We start from the raw sequence: 13,795 nt of genomic DNA on the forward strand, positions 1-13,795 counted from the left end.
AATAAAGCTTTATTGCTCACAAATACAAACAATACTGCCCTTCAACAGTAGCAATGAAACCATACAGACGCCAAAAATTGACTAAAATAAATTTTAGACGCAGTTAACTTTTTCTCTACTGGTTCAAACCATAAGCATGTCTACTCTCACTTTGCTCGTCGGATGTCTCGCTCTCGCTTTTCTTTCGCTCATTATCGTTAGCGCTGCGAACCAGCGCCAAACCCGATCAAGGTTAATAAACCGAAAAGTACACCAAATGAAGAGAAGAATTGATGAGCTTGAAGAGCTAGCAGCAACGGTAGACACGCTTACAGAATCGCCCAGCATAGCAGAGCATATAAACGATGAAGCCATCGAAATGATCGGTGCAATGATGCGTCTTGAACCCAACAGTCAAACGCTGTCTGTCACCCTTCAAAACGCTGAGCAACTTGCCGACACCTACCGTAATCACTCTCGTCCCCGGGAAATTTATCGTTTACAGCGCAGCGATGCAGGTATAGCGCGCACCCTATATATGCTCAATGATACTGGGCGGATCCTGCGTAAACGACAGGCCGCAGGTAAGCTTGATATTGCCCAAATGGAATCTCTGATACTCGAATTAAGCTGGACTCATATTATGGTTGGTGTCGTCAGCAACGTTGCCCAAGGGCATCAGTCGCTAAACCGAGGAGATGTACTTAAGGCGTACGCTTTTTACAAAAAAGCGCAGCAAGTTGCGATGCAGTCGAGCAACAGCGACGACAAAAGGCAAGAACTTATAAAAGAGCTGTCTGATATGTTATCGAATAAACGTAAAGCGCTCTCACCAAGCCTAATGCCAGAAGCAGAATTTAACCCAACTAAAGACACCGAATCACTGCCGCAAAATCTTCCGATCAATCAGCAGTTTGGGGCGTAGAAACACTTTGCTCGTAAAGCCAATAAAGTTGTGACTCCATGAATGCTAGGCAAGCGCTAGCTGAGTCCTCCCAGCGCGCCTCGCGCTGCCAACAGGCTTCTGTCCAATAGAGAACGACACTGTGAGGCGTTACCTCTACCGCTCGTATCGGTGCTGGCAACGAGGGTAGCCATTCAATCAGTCTCGCCGTAACGGCCTTACTAGCACGGGGCTCCCCTATCCAGTCCCAATCGGCAATCAGGTTTATTTCGTGCTCTAGGCTCTGCCGACCAACACACCAAGGTTGTGGCGCACGATCCACCTGAGCAGAGTCAACAGCCATACTGTACAACGCAAGCTGCCGGGGTTCTCCACCGGCTGGATTTTGCCCAAGGTGCACGCGCAAACCTTGCTTGGCCGCCAGCGTACGTAAACGCGCGAGCCGTCGCTGACGCTGGCTCGGCTGGATCATCATAATCGGGCCGATAATCATTGCAGAGACAAGAAAAACCGCAAATATGGTGGTCCACATAGTTATTCACTCAACCTCATCTGTACACGATCTATAATATTAACAGCAGTGTGATCATTTCTTCTCTTTAACCCCGAATAGGAGGCGCTATGACAGGCTATAAACATATTCTGGTTGGTTTAGACCTCTCAACTGACTGTGCACAGATACTAAACAAGGCTGCGGAAATCGCCAACGTATGCAATGCCGACATCAGCATTGCGCACATCGTCGAACCCTTGGCGTTTGCCTATGGCGGTGATGTGCCCATAGACCTTACCGAAGCTCAAGCCCTCATGGAGCAACAAGCCAAAACTCGACTCGCAAAGATTGTGGATGAGGTTAAACTCACCCCGAAAGATCAGTTTGTGGGTATCGGCCAGGCCGCTACAGAACTCCACCGTTTAGCAGAAGATCGGGCAATTGACTTGATTGTGGTGGGCAGTCACGGCCGCCATGGTCTTGCGCTACTCTTTGGCTCTATCACTAAAGGCGTTGTCCAAAATGCATCTTGCGACGTGCTCGCGGTTCGGGTGCAATGAGTTTTTTGCAGGGCTACAAGCCCTGCAATGCTTCTAACTCTTCCCAGCGTTCGTAACGGCTAGCCAGCCGGGCTTCAGATTCCGAAAGCTTTTCCAAGGTTGCATTCACTTTTTCTTGCGGCTGCTGATAAAAAGCTGCATCGGAGACCTCTTTTGAAAGCACCTCCAGCTTGGCTTCTAACTTTTCCAGCTCCGCAGGCAGCGCCTCCAGCTCTCGCTGAAGTTTATAGCTAAGCTTCTTGCCCGCTTTTTGAGGCTTTACCGACCCAGGCTTAGCTGTGGCCTGCGCTACAGCATCCCTTTGCGCTTTTGCCTGGGCTCCGTCCTGCTCCGGCCATACGCCACCCTGCCTCACCCAGTCGTCGTAACCGCCTACATATTCACGTACAGCGCCTGCGCCCTCAAAGGCAATGGTAGAAGTAACGACGTTGTCGAGAAACTGACGATCGTGGCTTACCAGCAGCAAAGTCCCCGTGTATTCCACCAAGATAGATTCCAGTAACTCCAACGTTTCTGCATCAAGGTCGTTTGTTGGTTCGTCCATTACGAGCAAATTACTGGGCTTGCTGAACAATTTGGCCAGTAAAATACGATTTCGCTCGCCACCCGACAGTGTTTTTATCGGTGTTCGTGAACGCTCGCCGCTGAACAGAAAGTCTTGCAAATAAGACATGATATGACGCGGACGGCCATTAATTTCGATGCTATCACGCCCCTCACTGATATTGTCTATAGCGCTTTTTTCCAGGTCCAGCTGATCACGCATCTGATCAAAATAGGCAACACTAAGCTTGGTTCCTAAACGAATTTTGCCCTGCTGTGGTTCCAGGTCACCAAGAATAATTTTTAGCAGCGTGCTTTTGCCAATACCGTTTGGCCCGATCAACCCAATTTTGTCACCGCGCACTATGGTAGAGCTAAACTGTTGAATAATGGTTTTGTCTGGCCAGGCGAAACTGATATTTTCCATTTGCGCTACTAGCTTTCCGGAAACAGTATCGCCACCATGCTCAATTCGAGCGCTACCGAGCTGCTCTCTGCGCTGCCCACGCTCATCGCGCATTTTTTCAAGCGCTCTTACTCGGCCCTCATTGCGAGTACGGCGCGCTTTAATTCCCTGCCGAATCCAGACTTCTTCCTGAGCTAGCTTTTTGTCAAACAGTGCGTTTTGTCTGTCTTCAGCATCTAATTGCTGTTGCTTGAACACCAAAAAGCCTTCGTAGTCACCGTTCCAAACACGTAAAATTCCTCGGTCGAGCTCCCCTACTTTATTCGCTACTGCGCGGAGAAAAGCGCGATCGTGGGTAATAAACACAATAGCCCCGGCGAAACTCTGTAGCTGCTGCTCCAGCCATTTAATAGCGGCAATATCGAGATGGTTTGTGGGCTCATCTAGCAATAAAATGTCAGGCTGACTCACCAGCGCCTGCGCTAACGCAACTCGCCGTCTCCAGCCCCCAGACAGCTGATTCATGCGTTGATCCGCATCGAGATCAAGGCGTGTGAGCACCTGTTCAATACGGGTTTGTAAACTCCAGCCATCGGCCGCTTCAATTCTATGCTGTACTCGTTCCAACTCTTGCATATTGGCATCTGCGCCTTGCATAACCAGCTTTTCGTAATCCGCTAGGTCTTGCCCTAGCGATGCCAAGCCTTGAGCGACAAAGTCGTAAACGCTGATATCCGTGGCCTCGGGCAACTCTTGCGCAAGGCTAGCTACGCGCTTGCCGTCGTCCAACCACAGCGACCCAGAGTCTAGCTCTACCTTGCCCTCTACACATTTCAGCAGTGTTGACTTACCCACACCGTTGCGCCCAATGACACAAAGCCTGTCGCCTGCGTCCAGTTGCAACGAAAGGTCGTCAAATAAAATTTGCTCTCCATAGTGGAGGTGAGTGTTTTCCAGTTTGAAAAGTGGCATCAATATCTCGAATTAGTAGGCAAAGGGTATGAAACAAAGCAATCAGGGATAAAACCGGTTTGTTTATTCCAATTTGAAAGTAGCGAGGGCCGCTATTATAGGCAACACTTGTTTAGATGCTATGCAAATATGTTTAAATAGCAAATCTGCCAAGGGCCTGAGGGAAACGGCCTGGTAAATATGTTGTATATGAGAGCTGTTGTTTTGTACCTAAGTATTAAAGCCCTATATCGTTATTTCATGCTGTTTTTGCTTGCAGTCGCGCCAATTGCAGTAGCAAAACCAGAACAGGTAAAAGCCCCCGAGCAGCAAGTACCCCTCGAGCAGCAAGTACCCCTCGAGCAGCAACGCTATCACTACGAAATGGCGAAAACCGCCCTGAGTAAGGGTAACTGGCAACAGTTTACCTCCCATTACCAGCGCTTAGGTGATTATACGCTTACACCGTACCTTGATTACGCGTTAATCAAATACAATCTGCACAAGCTGGAATTCAGTGGGATCGATAAGTTCATACAGAACCACAAGGGCTCTTTCCTAGAAACACGACTAAGAGAACAACTTCTTTACACGCTTGCCGTTAAAAAACGCTGGAAGACCTACCTGAATTATTACGAGCCCTCCCTCAGCTCCGCCGAACTGGATTGTTACTGGCTGTATGCTCGTACTTTTGAACGCGACTTAGATGCCCTGAATGAAGTTGCCGAAATTTGGCAGAAAGGCCACTCCCACCCAAAGGCCTGCGACCCGCTCTTCAATCGCTGGCGTCGTGCAGGGGGGCTAACCCAAGAAATTGCCTGGAATCGCTTCCACAATGCTATGAAAGACGGCAATACAGGGCTGGCCCGCTACGTAAGTAGCTTTTTGGATGATGAGCACACGACCTACGCCGAACTTTACATGCGCGTCCACGGCTATCCTCACATGCTTCGTAAGCAACGAACCTTCGCCGAGCAATCACTACCGATGCAGCAAATCATTGCCCATGGTATTCAACGTTACGCGCGTAAATCGCCAGAAGAAGCATTGAAACTTTGGGTTGGCTATGAGGCACAACAACTATTCCCTACAGAGCTTAGCTCCGAAACCAAACTGTACCTAGCGACACGGCTTATCCGCAAAGGCAAAACCGATACCGCTGCGGCGATGATTGCAAACTCCCATGAGCTTAAACAAAACAACGTTATACATGCCTTAGTGCGTGAATCGTTAAAAACCCAGAGCTGGGATAAGGTACTCCATTGGCTGAATGCACTTTCGGAACAAGAGCGCTCACAGGACCGCTGGCAGTATTGGCGCGCCCGCGCCATGGGTGAGCTGGCATTGGTTGATCGAGACCATGGCAGCCCCGAGCAAATTTACTTAAAGCTTGCCAATAATCGTAGCTTTTACGGGTTTCTATCATCAGATCGTATGGGTAAATCTTACTCTTTAGAGCATATTCCAGTCGAAATTAGCCCTAGTTCACTGCAAACAATGGAAGCCTTACCGGGCTTAAAGCGTGCACGTGAGCTCTGGCTAAAAGGCAACTTCGGTGAAGCTCAGGCGGAATGGATATTTACTACGCGGCATATGGGTTCAGACGACCTAGTAGCAGCGGGTGAACTCGCGCGACGCTGGGGCTGGTATAACAAGGGAATCAACGCCATGATCTCCGGTAACCTTTGGGATTACTTGAGTATTCGTTTTCCGCTCGCCTACGAAGATGAAGTGCACCAAATGTCGTCGCTCACCAGCGTGACACCCGATCTTATATTTGCGGTCGCACGCCAGGAAAGCGCATTCGCCGAAAACGCTCACTCCTCGGCCGGCGCCATGGGGCTCATGCAGCTTATGCCTGCCACAGCGAAAAGCACAGCGCGAAAAAACGGCATTAAACACCGCAAACAGGACTTATTCGACCCCGTACACAATATTCGCCTCGGCAGCTTTTACCTCAACCAACTGCTTGATCAATACAACGGCAATCGCATACTCGCCGCTGCCGCTTATAACGCTGGTCCACACCGTGTAGACCGCTGGGTGGGTAAAAACCCACAGGATGTTGCCTTCGACATATGGATCGAAACCATCCCCTTTAAAGAAACCCGAGGTTACGTTCAAAACGTACTTTCGTTCTCTGTGATCTATGGTTACCGCATGGGCAAACCCCGTAATTTGGTAAGCGAACTCGAAGCCAATAGCCTGCTCTAAAAGCAGGCTAGGTCTCACCAAACTTCCCTGCACACAGCTGAATATCTTCTATTCTTATGTAGATGCGTATTCGCACACCTATCTCAGCGGGAGTACGACTAGTTTGGCCGACCAACCTGAACTACAAACCACAGATTCCTCCGAATGGTCTCACGTAAAAGAAACCATCAACATGCTTTATCTAGCGGTGTGCCAGATAGAAGCGACCATGTCTGAATCCAATAAGTCGGTTGAAACACTGACCTCCGCTTTTACTAAACTTGCCAGCCATACCATTGCGATTGGCCAACAAGCGGAACAATTACAAACGACTTCCGAGTTAAGCCCCTTTAAATCTGATTTAATCGAAACCACCGGCGAGATGCAGGTCAATATCAATGCATCCATACAAGCTTTTCAGTTTTACGACCGCATATGTCAACGGCTAGACCATATCGCCCGCAGCCTGGAAAAAATGTCAGGTTTAATGGCAGACGGTCAGCAATTGTCGCAGCCCAGTGAATGGCAAACGTTGAAAGACTACATTAAGGGAAGTTACACCATGGAGGCTGAGCGCATTATGTTTGAATACATTATGCGCGGAGGCTCTGTTGACGAAGCCCTTAAAATCTACAACCACCATTTTGAAAAAGAGAAAGCCAAATCACCCGATGCGGATAACGACGAAATAGAATTATTCTGACAATAGCTTCGGTTCGCGCTCCAAACTTACATCAAACTTAAGCTTAACGTCAGCCGCAATACTGGCTGCCAATTCGAGAATATTGCCCACATCGACTCGGTTAGGATTTGTTATAACCAACGCCTGCTTGTCATGTACTTTTACACCAAAGGCCTTCCGCCCTTTCCAGCCGCACTGCTCTATCAACCATCCTGCCGCTAATTTTTTACGCTTATTGGCCGCATCGTACTGCGGCATTTGGGGATACTCGGCCTTTAATCTCAAAGCAAAATCTTCGCACACCACAGGGTTTTTGAAAAAGCTGCCGGCGTTAGGTATTGTTTCGGGTGCAGGTAATTTGCGCCTACGAACACGAATAACGGCTTCCGCCACCTGCCTTGGCGTGGGCGTTAGCACGTTAGATTTTGCCAACTCTTCTATCAGCGCAGGGTATTGAACACTAACCCTTGGAGCTTTACTCAACGAAAACGTAACCGATGTAATAACCTGCTTATTTTTGTACCTTCCTTTGAAAACACTATCGCGATAACCAAATTCACATTGTAATTTACTTAGCTCTATTAATTCACCCGACTCGCAGTTGACCGCTTGTAATGTATGAAACACATCCTTCAGTTCAACCCCGTAAGCTCCAATATTTTGAATAGGAGCCGCGCCAACATGGCCCGGAATTAAAGCAAGATTCTCCAAACCGAAATAACCATTTTCAATGCACTCCATAACAAAGGTGTGCCAAACAACACCCGCACCGGCACACACATAGACAACGTCCTTATCTTCGCCAACAACTTCCCAACCAGAGATTTCTGGGCGAATAACCAATCCATTTACCTCTGCGTCGAGCAGTGTATTGCTGCCACCCCCAAGAACATATTGCGCTGTGTGCTGTGTTTGACTCCAAGCCAACGCTTCTCGTAATTCACTAACCGAGGTAGCCCTGCAGAAAAAGCGCGCAACCGAAGGCACTGCCATTGTGTTATAGCGCTGTAAATCTACATTTTCGAGAATTTGAATCATGAACGTGTTTGTCGTATATGCTCTAAAAGCCCAGCACAACCATCCTCCACCAAGTCGAGAACCGTGCTAAAACCATCGGCAGCGCCATAGTATGGGTCTGGCACTTCCCGGTATGCGGTCTGCTGGGAAAAGTCTAAAAACAACGACAAGTGGCCGGTATAGGTCGAGGGCTGCAGCGCCTGCATAGCGCTAAGGTTATCGTTGTCCATTGCCAAAATATAATCAAAAGCAAGAAAATCACTGGCGGTAAACCCACGCCCACGGAGCCTAGACAAGTCAAAGCCTCTGGATTTAGCCGCAGCCATTGCCCGAGAATCTGGCGGGTCTCCAACATGCCAGCCGGAGGTGCCGGCCGACTCTATACGGATAACGTGCGACAAGTTTTCTCGGTCAACATAGGCCTGAAAAATACCATGCGCCGTTGGCGACCGACAAATATTGCCCAGACATACAAATAAAACACGGGTTTCCTGCATAATTTAGCCTGTTAACTAATGAGCACCTCTATTAATTGACCCGCGCGCGAACACTTTCTAAATCGGCTGGGGTATCCACCCCACCAGGAACCGGCTCGCAGGCATCCTCAACATGAATGTGTAAACCGTTCGCCAACACACGCAATTGTTCAAGTTTTTCAATTTTTTCTAGGGCCGACGCTGGCCAAGTAACGAACTGATTCAGTAAGCCAACGCGGTAGGCGTATATACCGATATGTCGTCGAGCTATTTGACTAGGCTTTCCACCAGAAAATTTCCCCAGACTATAGCCATCTCGATCCCAGGGTATGGGTGCACGTGAAAAATACAGCGCAAACTGGCGCTCGTCACACACCACCTTCACAGCGTTGGGATTCATCACCATTTCGAGATTTAAAAAAGGTTCGCAGAGCGTTGCTGCACTGGCTTTAGCGTTTTCCCTCAAATTATTAGCAACCTGATTAATAACGGCAGCCGGAATCAGAGGCTCATCACCCTGTACATTCACCACCACTTCGTCATCGCCCATACCATAGGCCTGAACCACCTCCTGCAGGCGATCGGTACCCGATTGATGCTGTGCTGATGTCATACAAACTTCACCACCGAAACTGACAACAGCATCGGCAACTCTCGTGTCATCGGTAGCAACAATCACCTTGTCCGCTGCACTTTTTTGAGCACATTCGTATACGTGCTGAACCATAGGTTTACCGCCAATATCCACCAACGGTTTTCCCGGCAAACGTTCCGACGCATACCGGGCGGGAATAATTACGCTAAAAGTCATATCGCGGCCTGCTTAATATCGGTTAGTAACACCTGTAAAAACTCGTCTGACAATTTTGCTTCAACACTTAGATACCACCAGTTTTTTTGCGCGAAAGCTACACATTTAACCGCATCTTTGGCGGTCATTATAACCGGCCGATTACCGGCAAATTCAAAATCTTTTAAACTGAATACGTGATGATCTGCAAAGCCATAACATTCTAAAGTACCGCCACCCTTGTCGAATAACACGCATTTCAAGGTACTAAATAATTTGTCCGGCTTACCAATACCGGCCACCGCAATTGGTGAGCGCAAAGCCCGCAAAAACTGTAGAGATTCCTTTGCCCCTGTTTTTACATTTACTAACCATTTTGGCTGCACATCAAACAGGTAGGCACTCGGATAAGCAGCCACCCTGCCGCTCGCCAAAACATAATGAACACTAGCCAGACGAGATACCGGTTCTCGCAAAGGCCCCACAGGCAAGCAATGACCATTGCCAAACCCCGCCTCACCATCCACCACCGCTATTTCAATATTGCGCCCCAAACGATAATGCTGCAAACCATCGTCAGCCACAATAACCGTGCAAAGCTGATGCTGTTGTAGATATTGCGCAGCTTCAACCCGCGATGACGAAACAACAACGGGGCATGCGGTTTGATTAACTATTTCGAGAGGTTCATCCCCCACCTCACTTGCCCTACTCTGAGGAGACACAACGCACAGCTTACCGAAGCTGCGCCCATAGCCTCGAGATATAACGCCAGGATGAAATCCAGCTGCCTGTAGATGTTTAATCAACGCGATTAAAACCGGCGTTTTACCCGTACCACCAACTGAAATATTACCAACGATAATAACCGGAAGCGTTGAATGCCAGCGACGACGATTAAGATAACCTTTACGGAGAATTGAGATAAAACGAAATAGGAACTCGAGCGGTAACAGACCGTACAACCAGCCGGGGGACGCATACCAACGGGTTTCTATCGCCTGCACCAACCACGACTTTTTTAATTTCGGTATGGGCGCCGCTCGGGCTTGCGATGACTGCGCGCGGCTCACTGAATACGCGCCCTAGTCCTGAGTCCGAATACTTGAATCGGCCTCTTCTGGCTGGCGGGTCGTTAGGCTAAGATTGGCAAAACCCAATTGGCCGGCGAGGTCCATCACCGAAATGACCGTTTGATAAGGCGTTGTTGCATCACCCGTAATGATAAATGGAACACTGGTATCGGCAGCGCCAATGTCTTGAATCGCGGCTTGCAAGGTGGCTAACTGCTTATTCACCAGCGCTCGGCCATTAACCGAAAAACCACCCTGGGCATCAACAACCACCTCTATTTGATCCACTAAAGTAGGCTGTAAATCGCCTACGGCCTCGGGCAAATCAATTTTAAGGTGCGTCTCTTTGGTGAACGTAGTCGACACCATAAAAAAGATAAGCAGCAAAAACACCACATCAATCAATGGCGTTAGATTGATGGACTCTTCGGCTTTTACTTGTCGTTTAAATTGCATAGCGTAGCTCGATATCAGGCAACTTTCAGATCAACACGACGATCGTTGTGCAAGGCATCGACCAATTTAACCGCTTCCTGCTCCATGGTGACAACCAATGTATCTACACGACGCACGAAAAAACGATGGGCGATCATCGCCGGTATAGCGACGCATAACCCTGCTGCCGTCGTTACCAGCGCTTCTGAAATACCGCCCGCTAGCACCGCAGCGTTGCCTGCACCTTCAAGGTTAAGTGCGGTGAAAACCTTGATCATGCCAATCACCGTACCCAACAACCCTAGCAGTGGTGCAATCGCCGCAATGGTGCCCAATGCGCCTACAAACCTCTCCATGTCGTGCACGACCTGACTGGCCGCTTCTTCTATGCTGTCTTTCATTACATCACGACCGTGACGGGAATTACTCAAACCGGCCGCGAGTATTCGCCCCAATTGCGATGATTTACGCAGTTCTTTCAACCGTTCACTGTCGAGCTGATTTTGCTGTATCCAACTCCAGACTTGTCCAAGCTGATGTCGCGGCGCTATTTTTGATGGGTTTAGGGTCCAGTATCTTTCGATACTCACCGCTATCACCGCAACGGAACAGAAAATGATGGGCAACATCAACCAGCCACCAGTCATAAGAATTTCGAACACAGATCACTCCTGAAATAAATAATAGGGGGATTCACCGGCTTCAGCACTGAAGCCAAATTCACCGGTAGCTTCAAAAACCACAGCCTAGGGTAAAAGGCTGAGATAGTTCGGCTAACCCTCTGTTTTTAAGGGCGTTATCATACCCGATTACACCGATTGGGTGGGCGTGACTTGTGTATCAGAATTCACTTACCAAAACCTACAGACTGACGCTACCAAAACCAGGGTTTTGGCTCGGCGGATCGGTACTGGGTTAATTTCAAACCCTCAGCCCCCCAAAAAAAGGCGATAGCTCCGTGTGCATCGGTACGCAGAATACGGCTACCGGCCCGTTCAAAACGCTCCACCACCTTTTTATTGGGGTGATGGTAACGATTTTTGTAACCCACGCTAAAGACCGCATATTTCGGCTGGAGTTTCGCTACTAGCGCCGGTGAAGACGAAGTTTTACTACCGTGGTGCCCCACAATGAGTACATCAACGCCACTGGGAAGCACATTACTTGAGAGCAACGCCTGCTCAACCTGCTTTTCAACATCACCCATCAGCAAGACCGTTTGCCCGTTAAAGGTTAGCAATAACACACAAGAACGATTGTTTGCCTTTTCGGACACATAGCCCGCCACAGGCCAAAGAACCTCGGCCGAGACACCGCCAGCAGACCAGCCCTGCCCCGCTTCACAGGCCTGTACTGCACCCGTAAGACGGTCGGGTTCACCCGCCAACACGCTCTTTGGCTGAAATTCCCGCGCTAGTGCATCAAACCCACCGGCATGGTCATTATCGCCGTGGCTCACTACTAAGGCGTCCAGCTGGCGAACATTTCGACTTCGCAGGAAGGGAGCAATGACCCTGGAGCCCATATCAAACTGCTCACCATAACGCGCCCCGGTATCGTACACCCATGTTTCGGAGGGCGTTTCGATAACAACACCAAGCCCTTGCTGTACGTCCATCACCGTCAATTGGGTACGACCATCACGACGTTCATTAGGAGCCACTGTAACCACCAGTAAAGCAACGCCTAACAGTCGCAATTTCAACGCTGCGGGAGCGAGAAACAACCCCAGCATCAGCGCCAAAGTAATCAGCTGAATCCCTTCTAGGCCCAGCCCAAGATATGCGTGTAAATCAGTAGACGCAAAAAAATCAAGTAAGGGCCATAGCCACTCAAAAATGTACGCGCTAAGCTTCAACAACACCTGAGTGGCAGAGCCAAAAAAAGGGGACAGAATTGCACCTAACAACAGTAATGGAACGATGGCAAGCGATACCACTGGAACCGCAATCAAATTAGCAATAGGCGATACCAGGCTCACGGGCAAACCCAAAACAGCCAGCGGAATCGCTAAACCCACAAGCAACCACAACTGTGCTTTTAGTGTTTTTAGTAAAATGCCATCAACGCCCTTTCGCCAGCCAAAAACAGATACTAGGACCGCTACAGCAGCAAAACTCAGCCAAAAACCAGGCGCTAAAAAGGCAAACGGGTCTAACACTTCAACACCGATCACCGCCACAAAAAACACATACCAGTAATTCAGCCGCCGACCCATAGCCAAAGCGAGGCTAAATACCACTATCATTACCAATGCCCTTTGCGTTGGAATAGAAAAACCAGCCAACCCGGCATATACACTTGCAAAAATTATAGCTAAAACGGGTGGTAACCAACGCATCCCCTGGTTGCGCCGCAAAGCACCCAGATGCGACAGTAATACCCCCAACCAATACCCCATGCCAGCGGCCAAACCGATATGTAAACCCGAGATGGCCATTAAGTGTATGGTCCCCGTCTTCTGTAAAACCTGCCACTGAGACTGAGTAATAGCCGACTTGTCGCCTATCATCAGCGCCGCCAACAGCGAACCATGCTCACCCATTAGCGAAGCTGAGGAGATAAGCTGTGCAAGCTGGTAGCGCCAGCCATCAAAGCCCGCATAACCCTCAAAAATCTGCTCAACAGGCTCTTTAGCGCGAACATATCCGGTTGCTACGACACCTTTTGCTAACAACCATTGCTGGTAATCAAAACCGTCTGGATTAACAGTACCCCGTGGCCTTTTTAGCCTGGCGGTCAGCGCCCAGCGTTGCCCTGGGCGAATATTTAATTTTTGTGATGGGTGGTACCAACTTAACCGAATCAGCTTATCCTGCAACGGCAACACCGCGTCCTCAGCGACCGAAATAACACGTGCATAGAATGCAATGGAACTCAGCCGCCCCTTAACCCGTGTGATTTGGGGCAAGCTCTTCACGCTTACAACAAGCGCTACATCCTTACCTTCCATCTCTACCGGTAGCTGGCTGTCAACGAGCGCAAGTATGCGATAACCGTTGAACAAAAAGCCCAACAGTGGCGCACCAATAAACAAAAGTAACGACCGTCGCCAGCGCGGTAGTAAACCAGCCGACAGCAACAAAAGCAGCAAACCAAAGAGTGCCATGCTCAACACCCGACTATAGTGTGCGTACTCTAATGACAAAGATGCAGGAAGGCCCCCGGCGGCGGCAACCAGCAGCAAAAGTATTATGCGACTATTTGTCAGGCTGTTTGGCTTAAAAGTAACCATGCGAATGCTTTTGATAAGGGAGTCCATTCCAATAGGCTTATTTGTAATCAAAGACTGG

13 protein-coding genes and 2 pseudogenes are annotated in these 13,795 nt (G+C 49.1%); 4 read left to right on the plus strand and 11 right to left on the minus strand.

Annotated features, from left to right (window positions below):
• The first annotated feature begins 256 nt into the window (after positions 1-256).
• Complete coding sequence (locus tag H5336_RS01080; RefSeq protein WP_246438989.1) at positions 257-904, plus strand: hypothetical protein; 648 nt, start codon at positions 257-259, stop codon at positions 902-904.
• On the opposite strand, the gene H5336_RS01085 is transcribed toward H5336_RS01080, so the two are convergent.
• The gene (locus H5336_RS01085) at positions 882-1,415 is read right to left on the minus strand and encodes a hypothetical protein (protein WP_185230572.1); all 534 of its coding nucleotides are present in this window, start codon (positions 1,413-1,415) and stop codon (positions 882-884) included. The two genes, H5336_RS01080 and H5336_RS01085, sit on opposite strands and share 23 nt — an antisense overlap.
• A gap of 89 nt (positions 1,416-1,504) precedes the next feature.
• Here H5336_RS01085 and H5336_RS01090 point away from each other — a divergent pair, with 89 nt between their 5' ends.
• Positions 1,505-1,936, plus strand: coding sequence for a universal stress protein (locus tag H5336_RS01090; RefSeq protein ID WP_185230574.1), 432 nt, complete (start codon positions 1,505-1,507; stop codon positions 1,934-1,936).
• A 13-nt stretch (positions 1,937-1,949) separates the two neighbouring features.
• Here the strand turns inward: H5336_RS01090 and H5336_RS23985 are convergent, their stop codons facing one another.
• The 3 genes and pseudogenes from H5336_RS23985 to H5336_RS23995 all read right to left on the minus strand — a co-directional run.
• Entirely contained in the window at positions 1,950-2,480 is a 531-nt protein-coding gene (locus H5336_RS23985) for an ATP-binding cassette domain-containing protein (RefSeq protein ID WP_446697313.1), read from the minus strand.
• Positions 2,475-2,999 (minus strand): annotated as a pseudogene (locus H5336_RS23990) (ATP-binding cassette domain-containing protein); the annotation flags it as partial. The gene H5336_RS23985 and the pseudogene H5336_RS23990, both read right to left, overlap by 6 nt.
• Positions 2,997-3,857: pseudogene (locus tag H5336_RS23995) on the minus strand (ABC-F family ATP-binding cassette domain-containing protein); the annotation flags it as partial. The pseudogenes H5336_RS23990 and H5336_RS23995, both read right to left, overlap by 3 nt.
• Positions 3,858-4,037: 180 nt before the next feature.
• On the opposite strand from H5336_RS23995, the gene H5336_RS01100 reads away from it, so the two are divergent.
• Together H5336_RS01100 and H5336_RS01105 are read left to right on the plus strand one after the other, a co-directional pair.
• Positions 4,038-6,050 (plus strand): transglycosylase SLT domain-containing protein, encoded by a 2,013-nt coding sequence (locus tag H5336_RS01100; RefSeq protein WP_246438990.1) that lies wholly within the window; start codon positions 4,038-4,040, stop codon positions 6,048-6,050.
• Between the two features lie 103 nt (positions 6,051-6,153).
• Positions 6,154-6,732 carry a hypothetical protein gene (locus tag H5336_RS01105; RefSeq protein WP_185230578.1) on the plus strand — a complete coding sequence of 193 codons (579 nt, stop codon included), beginning with the start codon at positions 6,154-6,156 and terminating at the stop codon, positions 6,730-6,732.
• On the opposite strand, the gene murB is transcribed toward H5336_RS01105, so the two are convergent.
• The 7 genes from murB to H5336_RS01140 all read right to left on the minus strand — a co-directional run bounded on the left by murB (position 6,724) and on the right by H5336_RS01140 (position 13,788).
• Positions 6,724-7,749, minus strand: a complete 1,026-nt coding sequence (gene murB, locus H5336_RS01110; protein ID WP_221627960.1) for a UDP-N-acetylmuramate dehydrogenase — start codon at positions 7,747-7,749, stop codon at positions 6,724-6,726. The two genes, H5336_RS01105 and murB, sit on opposite strands and share 9 nt — an antisense overlap.
• Complete coding sequence (locus H5336_RS01115; RefSeq protein ID WP_185230580.1) at positions 7,746-8,225, minus strand: low molecular weight protein-tyrosine-phosphatase; 480 nt, start codon at positions 8,223-8,225, stop codon at positions 7,746-7,748. Before H5336_RS01115 ends, murB begins: the two co-directional genes overlap by 4 nt.
• A 31-nt stretch (positions 8,226-8,256) precedes the next feature.
• A complete protein-coding gene (gene kdsB, locus H5336_RS01120; RefSeq protein WP_185230582.1) occupies positions 8,257-9,015 on the minus strand; it encodes a 3-deoxy-manno-octulosonate cytidylyltransferase in 759 nt (252 codons plus the stop codon).
• Positions 9,012-10,067 carry a tetraacyldisaccharide 4'-kinase gene (lpxK, locus tag H5336_RS01125; protein ID WP_313555678.1) on the minus strand — a complete coding sequence of 352 codons (1,056 nt, stop codon included), beginning with the start codon at positions 10,065-10,067 and terminating at the stop codon, positions 9,012-9,014. The genes kdsB and lpxK overlap by 4 nt, the downstream gene beginning before the upstream one ends.
• A gap of 12 nt (positions 10,068-10,079) precedes the next feature.
• Positions 10,080-10,523 carry an ExbD/TolR family protein gene (locus H5336_RS01130; RefSeq protein WP_185230584.1) on the minus strand — a complete coding sequence of 148 codons (444 nt, stop codon included), beginning with the start codon at positions 10,521-10,523 and terminating at the stop codon, positions 10,080-10,082.
• Between the two features lie 14 nt (positions 10,524-10,537).
• Positions 10,538-11,149: a MotA/TolQ/ExbB proton channel family protein gene (locus H5336_RS01135; RefSeq protein WP_221628096.1), complete on the minus strand. Its 612-nt coding sequence runs from the start codon at positions 11,147-11,149 to the stop codon at positions 10,538-10,540.
• Between the two features lie 227 nt (positions 11,150-11,376).
• The gene (locus H5336_RS01140) at positions 11,377-13,788 is read right to left on the minus strand and encodes a DNA internalization-related competence protein ComEC/Rec2 (RefSeq protein WP_185230588.1); all 2,412 of its coding nucleotides are present in this window, start codon (positions 13,786-13,788) and stop codon (positions 11,377-11,379) included.
• Between the last annotated feature and the right edge of the window lie 7 nt (positions 13,789-13,795).

The sequence above is a fragment of the Teredinibacter franksiae genome (assembly GCF_014218805.1).
In the GTDB taxonomy this organism is placed as follows: Bacteria; Pseudomonadota; Gammaproteobacteria; order Pseudomonadales; family Cellvibrionaceae; genus Teredinibacter; species Teredinibacter franksiae.